The organism is Halomicrococcus gelatinilyticus (assembly GCA_024227995.1).
Taxonomy (GTDB): domain Archaea; phylum Halobacteriota; class Halobacteria; order Halobacteriales; family Haladaptataceae; genus Halomicrococcus; species Halomicrococcus gelatinilyticus.
Genome location: CP100465.1, coordinates 746,074 through 769,378 on the forward strand (window position 1 = coordinate 746,074; position 23,305 = coordinate 769,378).

Genomic DNA, 23,305 nt, shown 5'->3' on the forward strand with positions numbered 1-23,305 from the left:
CCCCACAAAAACCTCGTCTTCGCGGCACTCGATTCCAACGCCAGACTAAATCGGCAAACCCGGCGTTTCGTCACGAAAACTGTCGAAACGGTCGCGCCGCTTTATCCACCGCAGTGGCGTACGACGGTGTACCCAGCTAGCGCTGGGTGAGAAACGCATGACACGCCGGGGGTCGACGCGACAGCTGGGGGACGGCGGGGAATCGCAGCCGAACCCGCACCGATACGGGCCACGACAGCGCGAGCAGCGCGGGGAACGAGCGCCCGTCGGGGGGACGGTGATCGGGTTCGAGCAGCGGTTGCCGGAGGAGTTGCGGAACGCGCTCGCGGCGTTCGAACGCGCCGCGAACGTCAGCGAGTGGTGTGCGAATCAGGGCCTGGACGACGGGCCGCAGTTGGCCCGCGTCGTCCAGCTCTGCGGGGACGTCGCGGACGTCGCGACGCTGAACGCACGCCTCATCGCCCGCGACTCCGAGTTCGGCCCCCAATTCGCGGAGCTGTTCGCTCGCACCGCCGAAGAGTGCGCGGACGAGTGCCTGCGACACCCACAGCAGTACACCCAGGAGTGTGCTGCTGTGCTTTCCCGGGCCGTCGACACTACCTATCGCATGCTCGACGCACTACGGTCGCGTCGAGCGGGTCGAACAGGGTCCGTGCGGGCGTAACTCGTCCACGTCACTCGAACGGACGGTGAAAACGAGCGGCGATTCCGACGGCGTCAGTCGAGCAGATTGCGCGCGATGACCTTCTTCTGGATCTCGCTGGTACCCTCGTAGATGGTCGTGATCTTCGAGTCGCGGTAGAACCGCTCGACGTCGAAGTCGGTGGTGTAGCCGTATCCGCCGTGGATCTGGACGGCCTCGTTGGTCACGTCCACGGCCGACTCGCTGGCGAAGTACTTCGCCATGCTGGCGGCCATCTCGGGCGTCTCGCCGCGGTCCTCGGTCCGGGCCGCGTCGCGGGTGAGCAGCCGCGCCGCCTGCACCTTCGTCTGCATGTCGGCGAGCTTGTGCCGGATGGTCTGGATGTCTGCGAGCGGTTTGCCGAACTGCTCGCGGTCCTGCGCGTACGCCACCGCCTCGTCCAGTGCGGCCTGCGCCAGCCCCACGGACTGGCTGGCGATGCCGATGCGGCCGCCGGTGAGGATGTGGAACGCGGCCGACAGGCCCCGCCCCTCCTCGGTGAGTCGGTTCGCGGCGGGAACCCGCACGTCGTCGAAGACGAGCGTCGTCGTGTCGCTGGCCCGCAGACCGAGCTTGTCCTCCTTCTTGCCCACTTCGAGACCGTCGGCGTCCTTCGGGACGACGAACTGCGTGACGCTCCGGGGGTCGTCGCGGTCCGTCTTGGCGAACAGGACGACGACGCCCGCGCGCTTGCCGTTGGTGATCCACTGCTTCTTCCCGTCGATGACGTACTCGTCACCCTCGCGGCGCGCCTCCGTCGTCATCTCCGCGGGGTTCGACCCGGCCTGCGGTTCCGAGAGTGCGAACGCGCCGACGGGGCGGCCGTCTACCATCTCGGGGAGCCATCGCTCCTTCTGGTCGTCGTCGCCGAACTCGGCGATGCAGGAGGTTGCGAGCGAGTGGACCGACAGCGCGGTCGCCACCGAAAGCATGCCGTAGGCGACCTCCTCGTTGACGAGGCTGTAGGTCAGGCGGTCGACGTCGAGCCCACCGTACTCCTCGGGGACCGTCATGCCCGTCAGTCCGAGTTCCGCCATCTCGTCCCAGACGTCCTCGGGAAACTCCTGGTCTTCGTCGCAGTCGGCCGCCACGGGGCGGATCTCCTCGACGGCGAACTCCCGCACCGTGTCCCGGATCTGGCGCTGTTCCTCGGAGAGGTTCATACTCCCGCTTCCGGGCCGCAAAGGAAAAACTTGCCCGTTCTGCGCAGCCGGCACAACGATTAGTACCCACCAGACGCGAGGTAGGCCCATGAGCGACGACACGACGGAGTCGCCGACGGTGCTCGTGCTCCGGCGCGGCACCCACGGCGTTCCGGTCGCCGAGTACGCCGACGAACTGCGCGACCGCCTCCCCGGCGTCGAGGTGCGCCACGCCCGGACGCCGGCCGAGGAGCGCGAACTGATCGCCGACGCGGAGATCGTGACCGGCATGTCCATCGACGAGGACCTGCTCGCCCACGCCGAGAAGCTCGAACTCTTCGCGTGCGCGTACGCGGGGACCGGCCACCTGCCGCTCGACGCGCTCGAATCGCGGGGCGTCGCGGTGACGAACGCCTCGGGCGTCCACGGTCCGAACATCGGCGAGCACGTCGTCGGGGCCATCCTCGCGTTCGTCCGCGGGTTCCCGCGGGCGTGGCGGCAGGGCGAACGCCGCGAGTGGCGCCACTTCCGCGCCCGCGAACTGCAGGACAGCACCGTCACCGTCGTCGGTCTGGGCGCAATCGGGCAGGCCGTCGTCGAGCGCCTGCAGGGGTTCGACGTCGAGACCGTCGGCGTCCGCTACACGCCGGAGAAGGGCGGGCCGACGGACGAGGTGCTGGGGTTCGACGCGCTGCACGACGCGCTGGCGCGTACCGACTACCTCGTGCTGGCCTGCCCGCTGACCGACGAGACGCGCGGCCTGATAGACGAGGCCGCCCTCGTCACCCTACCGCCGGACGCCGTGCTGGTGAACATCGCACGCGGAAAGGTCGTCGCTACCGACGATCTGGTGGCCGCGCTCCGCCGGGACCGCATCGGCGGCGCGGCGCTCGACGTGACCGACCCCGAACCGCTGCCGGAGGACCACCCGCTGTGGAACTTCGAGAACGTGATGATAACGCCGCACAACGCCGGCCACACGCCGGAGTACTACGCCCGACTGGCGGACATCGTCGCCGGGAACGTCGAACGGGTCGCCGAGACGGGCGCGTACGGGAGGCTCGACAACCGGGTCGCGTAACGGTCGGTTACCTGTCACCTGGTGGAGGTGACGACCGCGTTGCACAGGTTTATAAGTGAGAAGGCGCAACTCACTGATGCCGACGAACGACGCTTTTCTCGTCGTGTGTCGGCATTGGACTGTGCCCCTCGTCGCAGTGGACCCTGGTCGGGAGGTCCACACTGCTCCCGGGAGCACCCTTCCATCCGTCTCCTCTCGTCCTCGTCCTTTGGCGCACTCACCGGGAGTCGCGACGCTGTTCGGAAGCGTGCCAGGGTCGCCACTGGCGGAGCGTCGCGACCGCAAAGAACGATACGTCGGTTCTTCGGCGTCGAGTGCAGGTGGCGGGGACGGGACGACTAGTCGTCGCCGCTCGTCTTGATGTCGGCCGAGAGACCCTGTGCCATCTCGATCTCCTTGCTGTTGTTCATCGTCCAGGCGGTGCGCTCGGTGACGGCCTCGATGGCCTCGCGGGCGCTTGGGTAGCCGTTGCCGGACTTCTTGACGCCGCCGAACGGCAGTTGGACCTCCGCGCCGATGCAGGGCAGGTTGGCGTACGCGAGGCCCAGTTCGGCGTGGTCGCGGAAGTAGTTGATCTGGCGGTAGTCCTCGCTGATGACAGCGCCGGCCAGCCCGTACGGCGTGTCGTTGTGGATGTCGACTGCCTCCTCGATGTCGCCCGAGTACTTCAGCAGGGCGACGTGCGGGCCGAACACCTCCTCCTTGATGCAGCGGAGGTCGGTGTCGTAGTCGATCTCGTAGACGAACGGCCCGACCCAGTAGCCGTCCTCGTGGCCGTCCGGAATCTCGCTGTCGTCGAGTTCCTCGCGGTCGACGAGCACGTTCGCGCCCTCCTGGCGGGCGAGGTCGTTGTACTTGCCGAACTTCTCGACCTGCTCCTCGTTGACCATCGGGCCCATGAACGTCGACTCGTCGAGCGGGTCGCCGACGGCGACGTCCTCCGCGAGGTCGACGAAGCGCTCCTTGAACTCGTCGTAGACGTCCTCGTGGACGATGAGGCGCTCGCTGGAGACGCAGCGCTGGCCCGTCGTCTTGAACGACGACATCACGGCCGAGTGGACCGCCACGTCGAGGTCCGCTTCCTCGGTGATGACGATGCCGTTCTTGCCGCCCATCTCGCAGGCGGCCAGCTTACCGGGCTCGCCGCCGACCTTGCCGGCGATCTTGTGCCCAACCTCGGAGGAGCCGGTGAACAGGACGGTGTCGACGCGCTCGTCCTCGACGATGGCGTTGCCGGCGTCGCCGAAGCCCTGCACCATGTTGAAGACGCCGTCCGGGACGCCGGCGTCCTCCAGCATCTCGGCGACGATCTGGCCGCACCACGGCGTCTGCTCGGCGGGCTTCCAGACGACGGTGTTGCCCTCGACGAGCGCGAGCGCCATGTGCCAGAACGGGATGGCGACCGGGAAGTTCCACGGCGTGATGCAGCCGACGACGCCGCGCGGCTTCCGGCGCATGTAGGCGTCCTTGCTCGGGATCTCGCTCGGCACCACGTCGCCGTGGGGGTGGCGGGCGTTGCCCGCGGCCCACTCGACCATGTGCGCGGCCTCGACGACGTCGGCCCTGCCCTCGCTGATCTCCTTGCCGCACTCCTTCGTGATGACCTCGCCGAGTTCGTCGGTGCGGTCTTTCAGTTCGTGGTAGACGTCCCAGAGGTACTCCGCGCGGTCGATGTACGAGAGGTTTCGCCACTCCTCCTCGGCCTCCTTCGCGGCCGCGAGCGCGGCGTCGACGTCCGCCTCGGTTCCGCGGTGGAACTCGGCGAGCGTCTCCTTGTTCGACGGGTCGACGCTCTCGAACGTCTCGTCGCCCGCGCCGTCGCGCCACTCGCCGCCGATGTAATGGCCGTACACCTGCTCGCTGGCTTGCTGGCTCATAGGTACGCATCGAACTCCGACCGGAGCGGTGAAAAAGTCTCCCACTTCCGTCAGCGAGCGTCCAGAGCAGCGAGGAACGGGAACGAGGCCGGCGGCTCGAACGGCGTCGGTGACTAGCGGACCTCGCGCTGTTCGGTGTCCGCCATCTTCTCGATCTCGCCCTTGACCCTGGCCGCGTCGAAGTCGTGGTCGGGGCGGATGTTCACGAAGTCGAGGAACTCCCGGGCAGCGAGCAGTTCGTCGGCGGCGTAGTGGTCGCGCGCGGCCACCACCGCGTCCCGGGCGCCCACGAGGGGCGCGAGCGCTGCGAGTGCGCACGCGAGGTCGTACGAGCGGACCTCCTCCATGCGGTCCTGGTCGACGCCCGTCGCGTCGATGAAGTAGACCTCGCCGTCGTGGACGAGGACGTTCTCCCCGCGCAGGTCGCCGTGGGCGAGCTGGTGGTCGTGCATGACCGACAGCGACCCGTACAGGTCCGGAGCGTGCTCGCGGACCGCGTCAGGGTCCAGCTCGTCGAAGGTCTCGAACTCCGGGATGTACGCCATCACGAGCACGCCCAGGCCGTCGAACTCGAACGCTTCGACCGGACGGGGCGCGTTCAGCCCGATGTCGCGCATCCGACGCGTCGCCTCCAGTTCGTGCTCGGCCATCTCCACCGGGTCGGCGAAGTGCTCGAAGAACCCTTCGGTACCGCTGGAGAACGCTCCGAGGTTGCGCGCGCTGGTGAACAGGGCGTGGACGAGCGAGTTCTGGTCCGTGATCACCTTGACGAACCACTCGTCGTCGACGACGCAGGGAGTCGAGAGCCAGTTGTCCGCGTCGATGAACTCGACGTGCACCTCGTCGCGGTCGTACCGTCGAGCGAGTTCGCTGGCCACCCCTTCGAGGCGGTCCCACTCGACGCTCCCACGCACCAGCCGACGGAATACCATCGTAGATTCCCTATGGCCGCCCCGGTGATAAATACTCCCGCCGGTCTCCGGACCCCGGCGTCGAGACGACGGTTCCCCCCTGCCGTCCCGCCGTCGCGGCCGCACCCGAACCGAACTCATTCTCTATCCCGACATGTAGTTTACGCACCGGATTTTGTTCAAAGATTGGGTGTTGTTGATATGGTTGTGGTTCGAACAGGTCGACATGGGTCGCGCCCAGGAACTGGCCGACTACCTCGCGAACGCTGATTCGCTCGCCGTCGTCTGTCACGACAATCCCGATCCGGACTGCATCGCAAGTGCGCTGGGGCTGGTCGCCATCGCGGACTCCGTCGGCGTGTCGACCTCGGACGTGCTGTACGGCGGCGCCATCTCCCACCAGCAGAACCGGGCGTTCGTCAACCGACTCGACGTCCCGATGAATCGGCTCTCGGAGGTGGACCTGGGAGACTACGACCTGCTGGCGTTCGTCGACCACGCTGTCCCCGGCCAGCACACCGAGCTCGAACCGGACGTCACCCCGGACGTCGTCGTCGACCACCACCCGCTCGACGAGCGGCTGGATGCGACGTTCGTCGACGTTCGGGAGTCGGTCGGCGCGACGGCGACGATAATCGTCGAGTACCTGCAGGAGCTCGGCATCGAGCGCGACGCCCGCCTCGGGTCGGCGCTGCTGTTCGCGCTCCACCGCGAGCGGATCGACTACCTGCGCCATCCGACGCTCAACGAGTACGAGGCCGCCCTCTCCGTGTGTCCGGACGCCGACATCGACCTCCTCGACCAGCTCTACGGCGCCTCGTTCACCCCGGCGACGGCGGACGCCATCGCCGAGGCCATCCAGAACCGGGTCCAGCGAGGGGCGAGTCTGGCCAGTTGCGTCGGACGGACGTCGGAGCGCGACGCGCTCGTGCAGGCGGCCGACTACCTGCAGAACATCGAAGGGGTCGACACCGTACTCGTCTTCGGCATCGTCGACGGCGCCGTGGAGATGAGCGCCCGCTCCATCGACCCCCGGGTCGACCTCGGCGACGTCCTCGAGGAGGCCTTCGACGACGTTGGGAGCGCCGGTGGACACGCCGACATGGCCGGCGCGGAAATCAAGCTGGGGCTCTTCGCCGACGTCGACGGCGCCAACGGCGACGAACTGGTCGACTTCGTCGCCAGTCGCGTCTCCCGTCGGTTCTTCGACGCTCTGCGGCTCGAGGAGGAGTAGTTCTACCCTCCTCGGACCGTTCTGGAGTGGGGCGGCGGTAGCAACACTTCGGTCGCCGGCCGACCCGGCTGCCACGCCGCCCAGGTGTCGACCTTCGACGGTCGAATCCGGAGTTCGTCGCCGGTTCGTGGTCCACAGGTGGCCTCCGCGAGTAGCTCCCCGTCGCTTCGTCTACCAGCACGAGGTTGCCGCTCGTCCGGACCGACGCTCCGGCGTCGCCTGCGTGCTGCTGTTCACTGACGGCGTCGTCCAGCTCTACCTGTTCCGGTTCGGCGGACTGTCGACGCTCGCTGCGCTCGGCTAGTGGTGTTCGGATTCGAGGTGGTCGAGTCGGGTCTCGATCTCTTCGAGGCGACGGGCGAGCTGGCGGTCGAGCGCGCTTCGTTCCTCCGGGTCGTCGCTCCAGATCCACGGACACCCCCGGACGTGGGCGTTGAGCCGCTCGTACGATATGTCGCCGTGACACCCCGGACAGACTGGCATAGGTGGACTACCACGTCGACGGTCGTCTTCCTTTCGGCCACGGACGTCGGCTCTACTGCAGTCGCGAGAGCGCGTGACGTCGCGCCGTTGTCCTCTGCTATCACACCACTTATTCTGGTCCGCGCCGTCGTAGTGGGCATGGTCGGAATGGGGATCATCGGACTCGGAGGGCTCGGCCACGTGATACTCGACGCCTACGCGGACGTCGGCGACGTCGACATCGTCGCCGGCGCGGACGTGTCGCCGGAAGCGCGCGACGCGTTCGAGACGACGTACGGCGCACCGGCGTACGACGACTACGCGACGATGCTCGCCGAGCACGACCTCGACGCGGCCACCATCGTCACGCCGCACACCCTTCACTACGAGCAGGCGATGGCCTGCCTCGACGACGGTCTCGACGTCCTGCTGGAGAAACCGATGGTGACCGACACCGAGGACGCCGTCGACCTCGTGACCACCGCCGACGAGCGCGACCGCGTCCTGCAGGTGGGCTACCAGCGGCACTTCCACCCGGCGTTCCAGGAACTGCGGCGCGTCGCCCGGGGCGACCGCATCGGTGACGTCCACACGGTCAGCTGTTATCTCGGCCAGGAGTGGATCGACGCCCAGCAGGGAACGTGGCGGACGAACCCCGCTCTCTCCGGCGGTGGACAGCTCTACGACACCGGGTCGCACCTGCTCGACGCGCTGCTGTGGACGACCGGTGGGACGCCGACCGACGTCGTCGCCGAGATGGACTACGCGACCCCTGGGGTCGACGTCAACAGCGCGCTCGCCGTCACCCTGGACGTCGACGGACGGACCGTAACGGCGAGCGTGGGCGTCAGCGGCGACGGCGTCGAGGTCTCGCCGACGGAGGGGTACGCGATGTGGGGGACCGACGGACGCGTCGGGTACGCCGAGGACTACCTGACGGTCACGGAGACGGGGCGGACCACCTCCGGGACCACCATCACCGCGGACACCGAACTGGGGTCGCTCACCCACGCGAAGCTACGGAACTTCGCCGACTCTGTCCGCGGCGACGCGGAGCCGGCGGTCCCCGGCGAGCACGGCCTGCGGGTGACCGCGCTCACGGAGGCCGCCTACCAGGCCGACGAGACGGGCGAACGCGTCGACGTCGCCGCGACCCTGGACGCCGCGCGCGAGGAGGTCGAGTGACGGAAACCAGTAGCTTGAACTACGGTACGACCCCAAGCACCTGTATGAGCCTCGAGATCGAACACGAGTGCCCCCAGTGTGGCGGCACCGAGACGTTCTACCGCAGCGCCAGCACGACGCTCCACCTCGGCGAGAAGACCAAGTGGCGCTGTACCGAGTGCGGCTACGGCTTCGTCACTATCGACGGCGACATCGACTCCACCGCTACGGCGTAGTGGGACGCCGAGCCGGTCGACCTCTTCTCCTGCCTCGAACGCACCGTTCCGACCCGCTCGTCCTCGACGGACGGCTCCGTCCTACCCGTCGATAAACCGTATGCCGGGATACTGAATCCCCGGTCGTTGGACGACAGCGGTTCGGGGCGTGCCACGTCGAGAAGCCCGCGGGCCGAGCGCGTCAGAACATCAACCGTTCGAGCAGTTTACGTGCGAGTCCCGGGCGACCCGACTCGCGGGGATAGACGGTGACGGTCGTACAGCCCGGGCTCAAAAGCACGGGCCGGTCGTCGAACAGTCCGCTTCGAAGCCTGTGGTCTGCGCCTCGACGCACCAGCAGGTCCGGACGCGGAAGCTGTCCGCCGTCCGTCCGGACGGACTGTGCCCGGACCGGCACGGAGAGCAACTCCGAGAGGTCGGACTGGTAGTCGCCGATCGTGCGCCGTTGCTGGTCGGTGCTATCGCCGTCGGCGGGATGCCAGAGCGAGATGCTCCCGTCGTTCGACGCGGCGATGGCCTCCGCGACGTTCACCGTGAGGGACGCGTACGGTCCACCGTCCCCGGAGAGTGCGATCCGTTCGGGAGCGTCGTAGCCGAGGTTGTCCACGAGCAACACGTCGCACGGTGCGTGTCGGACGATCCAGTCGACCGGATCACCGAGCAGTCGCGAGCGGAGGCGGAGCGGTTCGTGCTCGGCGAGTATCGCGTCGACCTCGTGGTCGTCGGCGAAGTTGACGACGGCGTGTTTCGTATCGTGGCTGACGACCTCGTCGGCCGTCAGGTCGACGTCCAGGTCGGCTGCGAGGTCGGCCATCCGGGTTTCGAACGAGACGTCCGACGGCGACTGGACGGTGGCGTCCTCGGTGAGCGGCGCCTGGTCGGGGATCTCCTCGAACCGGACGACCACGACCCGGCCGTCGTCCGGACGGACGAGGTCCGCGGCCAGGGCGACCAGCGATCGCTCGCGTTGTCCGCCCACGTCCTTCGTGAGCGCGACGAGTACCTCGTGTGTCGCGTCCGACGAGGCGGACTCGACGTCGGTGAGCGCGTCCTCACCGATCTGCCGCCGGAGCGCGTCGGCGGCCGCACCCTCCCGGCGGACTCGCGGGCGGACGTAGACGAAGTACCAGAGGACGCTCCCGAACGCGATGAGGAGCGCGCCGACGAGCGCGATTGTTCCCATCTGCGTGAGCAGGAGTACGCCGGTGACGGCGCCGAAGACCTGCATCCAGGGGTACAGCGGCGACGTGAACTCCGGATCGTACTCCGTTCCTCCCTCACGGAAGGCGACGACGGCCAGGTTGATCAGCGCGAACACCATGATCTGGAAGGCGCTCGCGAGCTTTGCGATCTCCAGAATCGGAACGAAGGCGATCAGCGCGAGCAGTACGGCACCCGTGAGCGTGATGGACGCGACCGGCGTCCCGAACCGGTCGCTGACCGTCGACAGCGACGGCGGGGCGAGCCTGTCCCGGCTCATCGCAAACGGGTAGCGCGACGAGGAGAGGATGCCGGCGTTGGCGGTCGAGACGAGAGCCAGGATGGCCGCAACGATGACGGCGATGACGCCAGCCTGTCCGAGCGTGACCTCCGCGGCGACCGCGACGGGCGTCCGTGAGCCGGCGACGCTTCCGGGGTCGGTTATCCCGACCAGTACCGCGACGATACCCACGTACAGTGCCGTCGTGAACGCGAGCGATCCGAGGATTCCGCGGGGGATGTTCCGCCCGGGTTTCTCGACCTCCTCGGCGACGCTCGCCACCTTGGTGACGCCGGCGTACGAGACGAACACCAGCCCGGTCGCGGCCAGGAGCCCGCCGACGCCGTCGTCGAAGAAGTCGACGTAGTTCGCCGACCGGATTCCGGGCGCGCTCCCGGCGGCGAACCAGCCGAGCGCCGCCAGCATGACGACGACGATAGCGAGCTGGAGCCGTCCCGTCTGTTTCGCACCGAACAGGTTCACCAGGATAAGGACCGTCGCCAGCCCCAGCGCGACCGGCTTCAGTGGCAGATCGAACAGCAGGAGCAGGTAGGGAACGCCGCCGACGAGCGCGAGCGCGCCCTTGAACGAGAGGGAGAACCACGTCCCGACGCCAGCGATAGTACCCAGCAAGGGACCCATGCCACGCTCTATGTAGATGTACGTTCCCCCGGCCTCGGGCATCGCGGTGGCCATCTCCGACTTCGAGAGCGCCGCCGGCACCACGAGCACGCCAGCCAGGAGGTAGGCGAGTATCACGGCGGGACCGGCGACTTCGAGCGCCAGCGCCGGGAGGATGAAGATGCCACTGCCGATCATCGCACCGATGCTGATGGCGAGTACTGACGGAAGGCCGAGGTCTCGTTCTAGCTCTTTCATATTTTGTCGACTATTTCGGTGGACAGCGCGGTCGTCGCACAGACGGGTTCGTGTCCGGCTGCGGTGAGAAGTTCGCACCGGTCGGGAACGCTCGCCAGCACGACGGCCCTGGAGACGTCGAAGTGCGTCCTGGCGAGCTGTGCGACGAGCAGGTTCCGGCTGTCGCACGGCGTCGCCACGACGACCGTCGAGGCGCTCGACACGCCGGCCTCGCCCAGCGTTCGCGCGTCGGCCGGGTTACCCTGCTGTACAGGGATATCGGACGGCTCGTGCACCTCGTCGACCAGGGCGACGTCGTGACCGTGCGCACGGAGACGGCGGGCCACGGCCGCACCGACGTGTTCGCCGCCGAGGACGAACAGCTCCGCCGCTTCTCTGCCGGGTTGCTCGCTCCTCGTGGAGAGGTTCGGTTTCAGTTTCATGGTTCAGTGAACGACCCCGTTCGCGACGGTCCGACTCGGGTGTCGGACGCGGTCACCAGGACGTAAATCACAGAGCGACATAAGCTAGCCGGTTTAATCCCCGGTTCGTCAATATAGTTTCTCTAAATATGCACTTCCGTCATCGGAACCGAGGTCAGGACCGGACGGCACGCCCGCACGTCCCGGCGTCGCCGCGCACGGGAGGACACGGCGGCCGTCACAGTGCCTGTTCGAGTCGGGGGACGAACGGACGGACCGTCCCTCCCGGTCAACCGGCGTCGGTCCGGCCGCAGAGCAAGACTGAATAGTACCCTCGATGACGAAACAGATAGCAGATGAAAGATGGTGAACTAGACTCGGTCGATAGACACATTCTCTACTACCTCCAGCAGGACGCTCGACGAACGTCGTCCAGTGACATCGCGGAGAAGCTGGACCTGTCTCCGAGCACCGTCCGGACGCGCATCGGTAAGCTCGAGGCAAGCGGCGTCATCCGCGGCTACCACCTGGACATCGACTACGACCTGGCAGGCTACCCGCTCTACACCAAGATCATCTGTACGGCACCTATCACGGAGCGCGACAGGCTCGCCAACGAGGCCCGCAAGGTACGCGGCGTGACGGCCGTCCGCGAGATAATGACTGGCAAGCGAAACGTGTACGTCAACGCCATCGGGGAGGACCACGACGATCTCAACCGTATCGGGGAAGAACTCGACAGGGTCGGGCTCGACGTCGTCGACGAACAGCTCATCCGCGACGAGTACGTCTGTCCGTACCACGGCTTCCTCGACCAGGAAGCCGATGCACAGCCTGTCGAGGGCGACACCGAATCGTAGCGCCGTACACCGAACGGACTCGTTCTCCGTCTTCGACCCCGAGAGCGGTCGACCCGCGGCGCATTCTCGAACGCCGCGGCGTCGGACGGACGACCGAAAGCCCGGAGCCGTCTGCGACCCGGGACGACTGCACCGCCATCCGTCGGCGGACTGCCGTCCGCACGTCGTCGAGAGAAGGGGGTCGCGCCGAACGGCCTACTCGTCGAGCGACTGCCATGACAGCCGCAGGTTCCGGGCGGCGTCGGCCTGGTCGATGCGCTTCGCGGTCGTGCGCTGGGGCGCGTCCGCGAGTGCGTCCTCATCCTCGCGTGCGACCGCGTTGAACGCCTCGGCGAGCTGGTCGAGCGTCTCGCGGTTCTCCACCTCGGTCGGCTCGGTCATCAGCGCCTCCGGGACGATCTCGGGCCACTTCGTCGTCGGCGGGTGGACGCCGTAGTCGAGCATCCGCTTCGCCACGTCGGCGGCGTCCTGGTCGCCCGCGCTGGCGACGAACTCGTGGTGGAACGGCCCGTGGGGCACCTCGTAGTCGATCTGCTCGGCGAGGTAGTTGGCGTTGAGGACGGCCTTCGCGCTGGCGTCGGCGAGGCCGGCGTCGCCGAGGCGGGCGATGTAGGCGTAGGTCTTCACCAGCACGAGCCAGTTACCCGCGAACCCGTGGACCTTGCCGATGGTGTTCTCGGGGTCGAACCGCTCGTAGCCGTTCTCCGTCTCCCGCACGCGCGGCGCGGGGAGGAACTCGGCGAGGTCCGAGACGACGCCCACCGGGCCGGCACCCGGGCCGCCGCCGCCGTGCGGCGTGGCGAACGTCTTGTGGACGTTGTAGTGCATGATGTCGAAGCCCATGTCGCCGGGACGGGCCTGCCCGAGCAGCGCGTTGAGGTTCGCGCCGTCGTAGTAGAGCAGGCCGCCGACGTCGTGGACGACGTCCGCGATCTCCTCGATGTCGCGCTCGAACAGCCCGAGCGTGTTCGGGTTCGTCAGCATGAACAGCGCGGTGTCCTCGCCGGCGGCAGCCTCGAGAGCGTCGAGGTCGACGCGGCCGTCGTCGCCCGACGGCAGTTCGACCACGTCGTAGCCGCCCATCGCCGCGCTGGCGAAGTTCGTGCCGTGGGCGCTGTCCGGGACGATGATCTCGTCGCGGTGGCCCTCGCCGTTGGCCTCGTGGTACGCCTTGGCGACGAGGATGCCGGTGAACTCGCCGGCCGCGCCCGCCGGCGGCTGGAGGCTGACCGCGTCCATGCCGCCGATGCGCGCCAGGTAGTCCTGGAGGCCGTGCATGAGTTCGAGGGTGCCCTGGACGCTCTCGGCCGAACGGTCGGGGTGGACCTGCGCGCCGGGGAGCGCCGCCACGTCCTCGGTGAACTTCGGGTTGTACTTCATCGTACAGCTCCCGAGCGGGTAGGGTCCGCTGTCGACGCCGTAGTTCATCTGGGAGAGGCGGGTGTAGTGGCGCGCGAGCTCCGGCTCCGAAATCTCGGGAAGGTCGAGGCTGTCGCGGGTCAGGTCGTCGGGCAGTGGCGCGTCGTCGACGTCGACGCGCTCGCCGTCCTTCTCCGAGAGCAGCGGTTCGTAGCGGTCCTCGTCCTCGCGCTGCCAGCGTGCCTGGTCGTACTTCATCGGGACACCTCCTCGAAGCTGGCGACGAACTCGTCGACGGCGTGCTCGTTGGTGTCGGTCACGCACACCTGGACCTCGTGTTCGCCGACCTGGTGGACCGCGAAGCCCTCCCGTTCGAGGTCGTCGACGATGGGGGCGGCCGGCTGGTCGGTGTGAGCGACGAACTCGCGGAAGTGGTGGCGGTCGTGGACGGGCGCCTTGACGCCCGTAATCGCGTCGAGGCGCTCGGCGAGGTCGCGCGCCAGCGTGACACAGTCCTCGGCGAGGTCGACGAGGCCGGACGGCCCGAGGTAGGCGGCGTGGATGGCGGCCCGCAGCGCCACCCAGGCCTGGTTCGTGCAGATGTTGCTCGTCGCGCGCTCGCGGCGGATGTGCTGTTCGCGCGTCTGGAGCGTCAGGGTGTAGGTCCGGTTGCCGTCCGCGTCCTCGGCAGCGCCGACGAGGCGGCCCGGCACCTGCCGGACGAACTCCTCGCGCGTGGCGAACAGGCCGAGGCCCATGCCGTAACTCGTCGGCAGGCCCAGCGTCGCGGCGTCGCCGACGACGACGTCGGCGCCGACGCTCGCGGGTTCCTGCAGCAACGAGAGCGCGACCGGGTCCGAGCCGAGACAGAACAGCGCGTCGTGGTCGTCAGCGAGTCGGCCGACCGTCGCGAGGTTCTCCTCGACGGTCCCGAGCGTCGTCGGGTTCTCTGCGTACACCATGACGGCGTCCTCGTCGAGGGCGTCCGCCAGCGCGTCGACGTCGACGTTGCCGTCGTCGGTCGCGTACGTCTCGACGGCGAGTCCGGGGCCGTCGGCGTAGTTCGCCAGCACGCTCCGGCGGTTCTCGAGGAGATAGTCGGGGACGAGCACCCGGTTCCCGCTGGTCGCGCGGACGCGCGAGGCGAGCAGCGCCGCCTCGGCCAGCGCCGTCGCGTGGTCGTACATCGAGGCGTTGACGATGTCCAGCCCCGTGAGTTCGACCAGCATCGACTGGTACTCGAAGAGCGCCTGCAGGAACCCCTGGGTGATCTCGGGCTGGTACTGCGTGTAGGAGGTGAGAAACTCCGAGCGCAGCGAGAGGTGGTCGACCAGCGAGGGGACGTAGTGGTCGTAGTGACCGCGCCCGAGGAACTCCGTCAGGTCGCGGTTGCTCCCCAGCATCCGACGGAGTTCGCGGCGGACCGCGGCCTCGCTCTGCTCGTCGATGCCGAACTCGCCGTCGAAGCGCACTGACTCGGGCACGTCGAAGAGGTCGTCGAGCGAGTCCGCACCGACGGCGTCGAGCATCGCCGCGGTCTCCGCGTCCGTGTGCGGGGCGTACGGACTGCCCGCACTCGTGTCTCGTCCGCTCATTCGATCTGCTCGCGGTACTCCGCCGCCGACAGCAGGTCGTCCGTCTCGCCGGAGACCTCCACCTCGAGCATCCAGCCCTCGCCGAACGGGTCGTCGTTGACGAGTTCGGGCTCGTTCGTCAGCGCGTCGTTGACCGCCGTCACTGTGCCGGAGACGGGCGAGTAGAGGTCCGAGACGGCCTTGATGGACTCGACGACGCCGAACTCCTCGCCCGCCTCGACGTCGTCGCCCTCGGCGGGCAGTTCGACGAAGACGATGTCGCCCAGTTCGTCCTGTGCGAAGTCGCTGATGCCGATTCGAGCGGTGTCGTCGCTCTCTTCTACCCACTCGTGCGATTCAAGGTACTTTCGGTTCTCGGGTACTTCGAAGCTCATTGTTTGTCTTTGAGGAAGGGTGTACTCTCAATCTTTGCCTTTTTCGACTGTCCGCGAACGACGACCCTGACGACCGTCCCGGGGTCGGCGTACTCGACCGGGACGTACCCCAGCGCGATGGGGTCGCCCAGCGTCGGGCTCATCGTCCCGCTGGTCACCTCGCCGATGATACGGTCGTCGGTGTTCGTGACGTCGTACCCGTGACGCGGGACGCCCCGGTCGACCAGTCGGAGGCCGACGAACGCCTCTTCGACGCCCGCCGCTTTGGCGGTTTCGAGAGCGTCCCGTCCGACGAACTCCGTGTCGAGGTCGACCGCGAACGCCACGTCCGCCTCGTAGGGGTTGCGCGGGTCGTTCTCCGGGTCGAAGTCCTGGCCGGAGAGCAGGAATCCCATCTCCATGCGGAGCGTGTCGCGTGCGCCGAGTCCGCAGGGCTGTGCCTCGATGGCGTCCCAGACGGTCTCGGCCTCGTCCGCCGGCAGGATGAGTTCGAACCCGTCCTCGCCGGTGTACCCCGTGCGGGCGACCCAGCAGCTGACGCCGGCGACGGAGGCGTACCGTCCCTGGAACTTCGAGATGTCGTCGACCGACCCGTCGGCCGCGTCGGCGACGGCCTCGACGGCCGCCGGACCCTGGACGGCGAACATCGCGTACTCGTCGGTGACGTCGTGGACCTCGGCGTCCAGTCCCCACTCGTCGCGGAACGACGTCCAGCGCTCGTGCATCTGTTCGTCGTGGCCCGCGTTGGGGATGAACAGGAAGTCCGCGTCCCCGTCGGACGGCGTGGGTGCGATCGACTCGTCCACGTCGTCCTCGTCGGGGATGCGGTAGACCATCGTGTCGTCGAGGATGACCCCGTCTTCGTCGGTGATCATCGCGTACTGCGAGTCGCCGACCGACAGGTCGGTCACGTCGTTGCTCGTCAACCGCTGCATCAACTCCTCGGCGTCGGGACCCCCAACCGTTATCTCGCCCATGTGAGAGACGTCGAAGATGCCGACGTCCTCCCGGACGCTCCGGTGTTCCTCCTTGATGGAGTCGAACTCCACGGGCATGTCCCACCCGCCGAACTCGGTGAAGGTCGCGCCCCGTTCGTCGTGCGTACCGCGCAAGGGCGGTTTCCGAAGGGCCATATCGTACCTCCGAAGCGCGGCAAGTAATGTCTTGTTTTCTCGGCGAACCGGGTCAGGCAGGTTCGACGATTATCTCGCCGTCGCGCTTCTTGAACACGAGTCGGTCGCCCTCCTCGACCGTCTCCCCGGCCTCGGCGAACTCCTCGCGGACGGCCTTGATGAGACTGATGCGCCACCGCTGGGTGACGGTCGTCGTGCCGAGTATCTGCTCGTCCGTCATGTGCGCAACCCTTCCCAATCGGCACTGTTATGCATTTGTAGCTAAATAGACGATATAGTCACGAATGACTACTGTGGCCGAACTGGCGTCGGAACTGCACGCTGGCGAGGCGACTGCCGTGCTCGTTCGCGGCCGGTCGCCGCCGCCGGTCGGGACCTGCGGGTCGGTCGTCGCCGTCGACGTCGGAGCCGCCGCGACGCACCCCGGCGACCGCTGGCACTTCTCGCTGTCCGTCGTCGCACGGCGTGCCGGCGGCGGGACGGACCGCGAGCGGTTCGACGCCGAAGCCGTCGACGACGCCGTCGCGCGTGCGGCGACGCTCGCGCACGAACGGCGGCCGGACGGCCTCTGGCTGAACTGCCACGCGAACCTGGCGACGTACCGCTCGTCCGCGACGGTCGGCGAGTGCGAGGCGCGACTCGCGGACGCGGCGCAGACGGCGGACGCGACGCTCGTCACCTGGAGCGACGACCGCACGCCGGCCAACGACGCCGTCTACGACCGCGTCGTCGAGACGTAGGCCAGCAACGTCGCCGGGTCGACGCCGACGTCGGTGCTGTCGCACGCCGAACACTGCACCGCGAGCGACCACGACGTCTCACGCGGATGGTCGCCGGTGGCGGCCCGCTCCCACCGAGCGTCGCTGCCGGCCGCCTCCTCCGGTGAGTCGCTATCGGCGACCGACCGGGTTCCGTCCGGTTGGCGGGTCGCGTCGGGTGGACGGGCGGCGCCCGGTGGCAGTGCGTCCGTCAGTCGGTGTGACGACCGTTGACCGGCGGCTGGCGACGGGGTCGCGACGCGCGTGGCGAGTTCGACGAGCAGGACGAACGAGTCGGCGTGTCCGCAGTTGTTGCATCGCATGGCTGGTCGGGCCGACGACTGCGTTCGAGGAGTCGGCCGTGTCGGAGTGGTCCCGTCCCGGTACTTGAACGTTCGGCTCGGTCGTCGTCCGCCGACGACGTCGCGTCCAGTCCGTCCGGGAACTCGCTCGCGCGCGTGCGCCAGAACTCCACGTTCCCCTCGCGGTCGGGGTCCTCGGTGACCGTGCTCTCGCCGCGAACAGCAGCGAGAGCAGGAGCGGGTAGTCGAAGGCGTAGCTCCCCGGCCACCCCAGCAGGAGGATGGCGACGACGAGCCCCGGGACGGCCAGCGCCAGCACCGGCCCGAGGTTCTCGCGGAACCGTTCGAGGTCCGTGGTCGCCGTCCCTTCGAACAACAGCGGCGGCAGCAACACGAGCAGGATGAGGTCGTGCGTCAGCGTGATCCGGATGGTGACGTCGCGGATGGAGACCGCGAGTCCGGCCAGCAGGAGCGCGATGGTGTAGGGGAATCGACCTTGGCGACGAAGATACCCACGCCAGCGGCGACGATGAAGACCTCGATGAGGTTGATGAGTCCCGTCGTGATGCCCGCCGGTGCAGCCATACCTGGAGTGCGGGCGGGAAACCACAAAAACGCGTCCGTGACGTGAACCGATGGCACTCGCCTCGACGGTCAGTAGAAACGACGCACAGTCGGGCAAAACGAGAAGGGAGTCAGTAGCTACGGACCTTCGGCTCGTACTCCTTCTCCTCGCCTTCCAGGATGACCGGCTTGTACCAGAGCTCGGGCGAGCCCTCGTTCCACGACAGGAGCGTGTGCTTGAGCCACTCGTCGTCCTTGCGCTCCTGGTGCTCCTGGCGCCAGTGAGCGCCACGGAACTCCTCGCGCGCGAGCGCGCCGAGCGTGATTGCCTCGCCGAGGTCGATGAGGTTCTGCATCTCGATGGTGTGGATGAGGTCCGTGTTGAACGTGCGCGAGGGGTCGTTGACGTAGACGTCCTGGTACTCCTCGCGGACCTCACGGATGTCCTCGAGCGCCTGCTTCAGGCCCTCCTCGTTCCGGAAGACGTTGACGTTCTCGGTCATCGTCTTCTGGAGTTTCTCGCGGATCTCGGCCTGCTGGACGCCCTCGTCCTTCTCGAGCAGGTGCTCGACGCGGGTGCGCTCGGCCTCGACCGCCCGCTGGACGGTCTCGTCGGGGTCGGCGAGGGTCGCACCGCTGCCGTCCGCGATGGCGTCCTCGTCCGTCTCGACGGCGCCGGGGGCGACGGGCGTCTCCACCTCGCCCGGTTCGATGTCCTCGGTCTTGCCGGTCGTGATCTCGGCCTCGCCGACGTCGCCGCCGGCGGCGTGGCGGCCGGCCCGCGCGCCGAAGACGATGAGTTCGGGCAGCGCGTTGCCGCCGAGGCGGTTCGAACCGTGGACGGAGACGCAGGCGCACTCGCCGGCGGCGTAGAGGCCGCCGATGCACGTCTCGCCGTTCTCGTCCGTCTCGATGCCGCCCATCGCGTAGTGCTGGCCGGGCTTGACCGGCATCGGCTCCTCCAGGGGGTTGACGCCCTCGAAGTCCTCCGCGAGGTGGATGATGTTCTCCAGGCGGTCGACGATGCGCTCCTCGCCGAGGTGGCGCATGTCGAGGTGGACGTACTCGTCCTCGACGCCGCGGCCCTCGTTGACCTCGGTGAGTTCGGCGCGCGCGACCACGTCACGGGAGGCGAGTTCGCCCTCGTTGTTGGCGTACCCGTGTTCGAACATGAACCGCTCGCCCTCGCTGTTGTAGAGGATGCCGCCCTCCCCGCGGACGCCCTCGGAGATGAGGACGCCGGTCGAGGGGAGCGACGTCGGGTGGAACTGGATGAACTCCATGTCCTCCAGCGGGACGCCGGCCCGGTAGGCCATCGCGGCCCCGTCGCCGGTGTTGGCGACGGCGTTCGTCGTGTGGTCGTACACCTGGCCGAGACCGCCGGTCGCGAGGATGACGCCGTCGCGGGCGGCGAAACCCTCCACGTTGCCGGACTTGATGTCGTAGGCGACGACGCCGTGACAGTCGCGCTCCTCGGGGTCGTCCTCGTCGGTCACGGCGAGCCGGGAGACGTACCACTCGTCGTACACCTGGATGCCGCGCTTGACCAGCTGCTCGTACATCGTGTGCAGCAGGTGGTGGCCCGTCTCCGCGCCGGCGTACGTCGTCCGCGGGAAGGACAGGCCGCCGAACGGTCGCTGCGACACCCGGCCGTCCTCCTCGCGGGAGAACGGCATCCCCCAGTGTTCGAGCTGGATGGTCTCCTCGGGACTGTCCTGGGCCAGCGTCTCGACGGCTGGCGCGTCCCCGAGGTAGTCCGACCCTTTCATCGTGTCGTAGGCGTGTTTCTCCCAGGAGTCGCCCTCCTGGAGCGCCGCGTTGATACCGCCTTCTGCCGCGCCGGTGTGGCTGCGCACGGGGTGGAGCTTCGTCACGATGGCCACGTCGGCCCCTTCCTCGTTGGCCGCGATGGCCGCGCGAAGTCCCGCACCGCCTGCACCGACGACGATAACGTCGTGTTCGTGCATGGTTGTAGTTCGGGTTACCAGAACTTCAGGTTGTTCTTCACCGCTTCACGCTTGAGCTCCTGGATGTGCTCGGTCAGCGGGATGTCCTTCGGACAGACGTTCGTGCAGGAGAACTGCGTCTGGCAGCGCCACACGCCGTGGGTCTGGTCGAGGTGTTCGAGGCGCTGCTCGCGCATCTGTTCGCCCTCGCGGTCGTCCATGGAGAACCGGAACGCCTTGTTGAGCGCCGCCGGGCCGAGGTACTCGTTGTCCCCGGCCGCGATGTTGCACGAGGACATGCAGGCACCACACCAGATGCAGCGCGTGGACATCTTGATCTTCTCGCGGTTCGCGCGGCTCTGACGCTGTTCCTCCATGTCGTCGCTCGGCGTCTCGTCCGTCTGGAAGTACGGCTCGACCGCCTCCATCTGGTCGTAGAAGTGCTCCATGTCGACGACGAGGTCCTTCACGACCTCGGCGTGAGGGAGCGGTTCGACGCGGACCGGCTGTTCGAGGTCCGATATCTGGGTCTTGCAGCCGAGTCGCTGGCTGCCGTTGATGAACAGCGCGTCGCTGCCACAGATGGCCTGCCGGCAGGAGTGGCGGAAGGTGAGGGTCGTGTCGAACCGGTCCCGCGCCTGCATCAGCGCGTCCAGCACCGTCATGCCCTTCTCGAACGGGACGTGGAAGTCGTCGAACCGCGGTTCGTTTTTCCCCTCGATCTCGGGGTCGTAGCGGAACACCTTCAGGTGGACCGTCTCCTCGGCGGTCGTGACCGCGTCCTGCGCCCCGGACTGCTCGCGCGCCTTCTCGGCCCGCCGCCTGTCGCCGGGGGACTCGCTGCCCTGTGCTTCGGTCTCCGCTTCTTCGGTCGTTTGCGTGCTCATTTATATCAGTCCGTTCATGACGAGGGCGACGTTGATACCCTGGACCGCCAGCAGCGTGCCGGCCACGATCAGCACCCACTTCACCGCCGTCTTGCGGGTGCCGGTCAGGCCCTGGTTCAGCAGTGCGGCGTAGACGCCGTTGACGCCGTGGAACGTCGCCGTGACGAGGAACAGCACCATCGTGGCGAAGTAGCTCCACTGGCTCATCCGGCCGGACGTGCCGGCGAGTGTGATATCGGCGGGGTGGTGGACGAAGTGGAGCAGGAAGAAGTGGAACGCCAGCACGAAGACGAGGAACGCCGCCGTGACGCGCTGGAGCAGCCACGAGAGGCTCCCGCTCCGGAAGGAGGAGTACCGCTCCGCCATGTCAGAGCACCCCCTCCATGAACCGCGGGACGCTCGCCAGGACGATGACCGCGGTCACGACGAGCGACGCGTAGAAGCTCTTGTCCTGCGATTCCAGTCCGACGCCGAGGTCGACGAACAGCAGCCGGACGCCGTTGAGAATGTGGAAGACGGCGACGGCCAGCAGGCCGACCTCACCGATGCGAACGATGAGGAGACTCTCCAGCCCTCCGAGGGTGGAGTTGTAGGCCTCGGCTCCGGTGGTAGCGGTGCTCAGAACGGCGATATGCGTGAACAGGTAGCCGATGAGCACCCAGCCGGTGAACTTGTGGAAGATCCAGGCCCACATCCCGGCGGTGAACTCGCGCCACCGACCGAAGTCCTCGACCAGGCCCCGGTCATACGTTTGACTCATGCCAATCCGTGACTGGGGACCGGGGGCAAATAGAAGTTTCTACCTGCCGCCGTTCTCGCTCTCTCGACCGGCGAGATACCCTGGCGGCTGGACCTCGTCCTCGTGGTCGGACCGCGCCCGATCGCGCTTGAGCGCCCGCCGCGTGTCGGCGTTCAGCTCGACGATGTGACAGATGGGGTTGCCCGGGTAGACGACCGGGTTCTCCAGGATGCCCACGAGCAGTCCCGTGAACGGTGCCTCGACCGCCTCGCTCTCGGTCTTGAACGGGTTCGTGATGGTGCAGATGGGCGTGCCCTCGTACACCAGCGAGCCGCGGTCGTAGTGCATCTCGACGAGGCCGCCGACGTCCGCGCGCAGCCACGTCTTCTTCTCGTCGTCGATGACGGTCCGCCAGCCCGGCCACTTCACGGGGGCGTCGGGGTGGAGGTCGTACTCCGCGAAGGCACTCATCACGCCCTCGAGCGCGCGGTCGATGAACGTGCGCTGGAACCGGTGGGCTTCGCCCATTTCGATGGTGATGGTCGGCGTCCCGGCCTTCGACGCCTCGCGGCGGAGGGTGCCCGAGGGCCCCGAGGAGGAGATGATGACGTGCGACCCGAACGCGCGGGCGAGTCGCGACACCTCGGGGTCGTCCATGTCCGCGCGGACGTGGAGCATGTTCGTCCGCCCCCGCGTCGAGGTGTGGAAGTCGATGCCGATGTCGCAGGGCTCGATGAAGTTGCGGTAGATCTGGTCTGCCATCCGCTTGGCGCTCGTCGACCCCTTGCGGCCGGGGAACGAGCGGTTCAGGTCGCGGTCGTAGATGGGGAGGTAGCGCTGCTGGGCGAGAAAGCCCGGCACGTTCAGGACCGGCATGCAGACGATGGTCCCGTGGAGGCCGTCGTGGTTCCACTCGTGGGCCACCTCGCGCACGACCTCGATGCCGTTGAGTTCGTCGCCGTGTGCGGCCGCCGACAGGAAGACGGTCGGTCCCGGGTGCTCGCCGTTGACGATGGTGACCGGGATGCGAACCGGGTCGCCGAGATACGTCTCGCTGATGCCGTACCGGACGTTCTGCGTCTCGCCCGGTTCGACGATGCCGCCGTTGTACGTGAACGCCTCTGCCTCGGACGCGGCCATGGCGACCCCTCGGGCGGCAGCGTACAAAAAGGTGCTCAGTGCCGTCTTCGGGATCACCCCCGAGCACGGCGGGTCGGCGGTCTGCCGTCGCCGGAACCG

Annotated in this window: 25 protein-coding genes and 1 pseudogene; 8 read left to right on the plus strand and 18 right to left on the minus strand. The window is 67.8% G+C overall.

All coding sequences use genetic code 11. The features are described from left to right. Positions 1-157 precede the first annotated feature (157 nt). Positions 158-664: a four-helix bundle copper-binding protein gene (locus NKT36_RS04015; protein WP_327052664.1), complete on the plus strand. Its 507-nt coding sequence runs from the start codon at positions 158-160 to the stop codon at positions 662-664. A 53-nt stretch (positions 665-717) separates the two neighbouring features. Here NKT36_RS04015 and NKT36_RS04020 read toward each other — a convergent pair whose 3' ends face one another. Beyond that, positions 718-1,845, minus strand: a complete 1,128-nt coding sequence (locus NKT36_RS04020; protein WP_327052665.1) for an acyl-CoA dehydrogenase family protein — start codon at positions 1,843-1,845, stop codon at positions 718-720. Positions 1,846-1,933: 88 nt separating this feature from the next. Between NKT36_RS04020 and NKT36_RS04025 the strand changes: the two genes are divergently transcribed. Continuing rightward, entirely contained in the window at positions 1,934-2,905 is a 972-nt protein-coding gene (locus tag NKT36_RS04025) for a D-2-hydroxyacid dehydrogenase (protein ID WP_327052666.1), read from the plus strand. A gap of 338 nt (positions 2,906-3,243) precedes the next feature. Here NKT36_RS04025 and NKT36_RS04030 read toward each other — a convergent pair whose 3' ends face one another. After that, positions 3,244-4,782 carry an aldehyde dehydrogenase family protein gene (locus NKT36_RS04030; RefSeq protein WP_327052667.1) on the minus strand — a complete coding sequence of 513 codons (1,539 nt, stop codon included), beginning with the start codon at positions 4,780-4,782 and terminating at the stop codon, positions 3,244-3,246. Between the two features lie 113 nt (positions 4,783-4,895). Further along, entirely contained in the window at positions 4,896-5,714 is an 819-nt protein-coding gene (locus NKT36_RS04035; protein ID WP_327052668.1) for an RIO1 family regulatory kinase/ATPase domain-containing protein, read from the minus strand. 205 nt (positions 5,715-5,919) lie between these two features. On the opposite strand from NKT36_RS04035, the gene NKT36_RS04040 reads away from it, so the two are divergent. After that, positions 5,920-6,927, plus strand: a complete 1,008-nt coding sequence (locus NKT36_RS04040) for a DHH family phosphoesterase (protein ID WP_327052669.1) — start codon at positions 5,920-5,922, stop codon at positions 6,925-6,927. Positions 6,928-7,054: 127 nt separating this feature from the next. Then, the gene (locus NKT36_RS04045; protein WP_327052670.1) at positions 7,055-7,231 is read left to right on the plus strand and encodes a hypothetical protein; all 177 of its coding nucleotides are present in this window, start codon (positions 7,055-7,057) and stop codon (positions 7,229-7,231) included. Here NKT36_RS04045 and NKT36_RS04050 read toward each other — a convergent pair. Beyond that, entirely contained in the window at positions 7,228-7,410 is a 183-nt protein-coding gene (locus tag NKT36_RS04050; protein ID WP_327052671.1) for a hypothetical protein, read from the minus strand. The two genes, NKT36_RS04045 and NKT36_RS04050, sit on opposite strands and share 4 nt — an antisense overlap. A gap of 138 nt (positions 7,411-7,548) precedes the next feature. On the opposite strand from NKT36_RS04050, the gene NKT36_RS04055 reads away from it, so the two are divergent. Together NKT36_RS04055 and NKT36_RS04060 are read left to right on the plus strand one after the other, a co-directional pair. Further along, positions 7,549-8,574, plus strand: a complete 1,026-nt coding sequence (locus NKT36_RS04055) for a Gfo/Idh/MocA family protein (protein WP_327052672.1) — start codon at positions 7,549-7,551, stop codon at positions 8,572-8,574. Positions 8,575-8,618: 44 nt separating this feature from the next. After that, positions 8,619-8,789 (plus strand): DUF7838 family putative zinc beta-ribbon protein, encoded by a 171-nt coding sequence (locus NKT36_RS04060; protein WP_327052673.1) that lies wholly within the window; start codon positions 8,619-8,621, stop codon positions 8,787-8,789. 181 nt (positions 8,790-8,970) lie between these two features. On the opposite strand, the gene NKT36_RS04065 is transcribed toward NKT36_RS04060, so the two are convergent. After that, on the minus strand, positions 8,971-11,148 hold the full coding sequence (locus NKT36_RS04065; RefSeq protein WP_327052674.1) for an amino acid permease: 2,178 nt from the start codon (positions 11,146-11,148) through the stop codon (positions 8,971-8,973). Continuing rightward, positions 11,145-11,570, minus strand: coding sequence for an NAD(P)-binding protein (locus NKT36_RS04070; protein ID WP_327052675.1), 426 nt, complete (start codon positions 11,568-11,570; stop codon positions 11,145-11,147). Before NKT36_RS04070 ends, NKT36_RS04065 begins: the two co-directional genes overlap by 4 nt. A 335-nt stretch (positions 11,571-11,905) precedes the next feature. On the opposite strand from NKT36_RS04070, the gene NKT36_RS04075 reads away from it, so the two are divergent. Beyond that, complete coding sequence (locus tag NKT36_RS04075; RefSeq protein ID WP_327052676.1) at positions 11,906-12,409, plus strand: Lrp/AsnC family transcriptional regulator; 504 nt, start codon at positions 11,906-11,908, stop codon at positions 12,407-12,409. Positions 12,410-12,604: 195 nt separating this feature from the next. Here the strand turns inward: NKT36_RS04075 and gcvPB are convergent, their stop codons facing one another. The 5 genes from gcvPB to NKT36_RS04100 are packed head-to-tail and all read right to left on the minus strand — an operon-like array spanning position 12,605 to position 17,090. Beyond that, the gene (gene gcvPB / locus NKT36_RS04080; RefSeq protein ID WP_327052677.1) at positions 12,605-14,026 is read right to left on the minus strand and encodes an aminomethyl-transferring glycine dehydrogenase subunit GcvPB; all 1,422 of its coding nucleotides are present in this window, start codon (positions 14,024-14,026) and stop codon (positions 12,605-12,607) included. After that, positions 14,023-15,363: an aminomethyl-transferring glycine dehydrogenase subunit GcvPA gene (gene gcvPA, locus NKT36_RS04085; protein WP_327052678.1), complete on the minus strand. Its 1,341-nt coding sequence runs from the start codon at positions 15,361-15,363 to the stop codon at positions 14,023-14,025. The genes gcvPB and gcvPA overlap by 4 nt, the downstream gene beginning before the upstream one ends. Further along, on the minus strand, positions 15,360-15,737 hold the full coding sequence (gene gcvH, locus NKT36_RS04090; protein WP_327052679.1) for a glycine cleavage system protein GcvH: 378 nt from the start codon (positions 15,735-15,737) through the stop codon (positions 15,360-15,362). Before gcvH ends, gcvPA begins: the two co-directional genes overlap by 4 nt. Then, positions 15,734-16,870, minus strand: coding sequence for a glycine cleavage system aminomethyltransferase GcvT (gcvT, locus tag NKT36_RS04095; protein ID WP_327052680.1), 1,137 nt, complete (start codon positions 16,868-16,870; stop codon positions 15,734-15,736). Before gcvT ends, gcvH begins: the two co-directional genes overlap by 4 nt. Positions 16,871-16,922: 52 nt before the next feature. Further along, positions 16,923-17,090 (minus strand): hypothetical protein, encoded by a 168-nt coding sequence (locus NKT36_RS04100; RefSeq protein ID WP_327052681.1) that lies wholly within the window; start codon positions 17,088-17,090, stop codon positions 16,923-16,925. A 64-nt stretch (positions 17,091-17,154) separates the two neighbouring features. Between NKT36_RS04100 and NKT36_RS04105 the strand changes: the two genes are divergently transcribed. Continuing rightward, positions 17,155-17,610, plus strand: a complete 456-nt coding sequence (locus NKT36_RS04105; protein WP_327052682.1) for a hypothetical protein — start codon at positions 17,155-17,157, stop codon at positions 17,608-17,610. On the opposite strand, the gene NKT36_RS04110 is transcribed toward NKT36_RS04105, so the two are convergent. The 7 genes and pseudogenes from NKT36_RS04110 to NKT36_RS04145 form a co-directional block, all read right to left on the minus strand. Further along, on the minus strand, positions 17,586-17,951 hold the full coding sequence (locus tag NKT36_RS04110; RefSeq protein WP_327053424.1) for a hypothetical protein: 366 nt from the start codon (positions 17,949-17,951) through the stop codon (positions 17,586-17,588). The two genes, NKT36_RS04105 and NKT36_RS04110, sit on opposite strands and share 25 nt — an antisense overlap. 190 nt (positions 17,952-18,141) lie before the next feature. After that, positions 18,142-18,515: pseudogene (locus NKT36_RS19235) on the minus strand (cation:proton antiporter domain-containing protein); the annotation flags it as partial. Between the two features lie 110 nt (positions 18,516-18,625). Continuing rightward, positions 18,626-20,461 (minus strand): FAD-binding protein, encoded by a 1,836-nt coding sequence (locus tag NKT36_RS04125; protein ID WP_327052683.1) that lies wholly within the window; start codon positions 20,459-20,461, stop codon positions 18,626-18,628. A 14-nt stretch (positions 20,462-20,475) separates the two neighbouring features. Next, positions 20,476-21,327, minus strand: a complete 852-nt coding sequence (locus tag NKT36_RS04130; protein WP_327052684.1) for a succinate dehydrogenase/fumarate reductase iron-sulfur subunit — start codon at positions 21,325-21,327, stop codon at positions 20,476-20,478. Next, positions 21,328-21,693, minus strand: coding sequence for a succinate dehydrogenase (locus NKT36_RS04135; protein ID WP_327052685.1), 366 nt, complete (start codon positions 21,691-21,693; stop codon positions 21,328-21,330). A gap of 1 nt (position 21,694) precedes the next feature. Beyond that, on the minus strand, positions 21,695-22,087 hold the full coding sequence (gene sdhC, locus NKT36_RS04140; protein ID WP_327052686.1) for a succinate dehydrogenase, cytochrome b556 subunit: 393 nt from the start codon (positions 22,085-22,087) through the stop codon (positions 21,695-21,697). Between the two features lie 39 nt (positions 22,088-22,126). Then, positions 22,127-23,206, minus strand: coding sequence for a succinylglutamate desuccinylase/aspartoacylase family protein (locus NKT36_RS04145; RefSeq protein ID WP_327052687.1), 1,080 nt, complete (start codon positions 23,204-23,206; stop codon positions 22,127-22,129). Positions 23,207-23,305 lie beyond the last annotated feature (99 nt).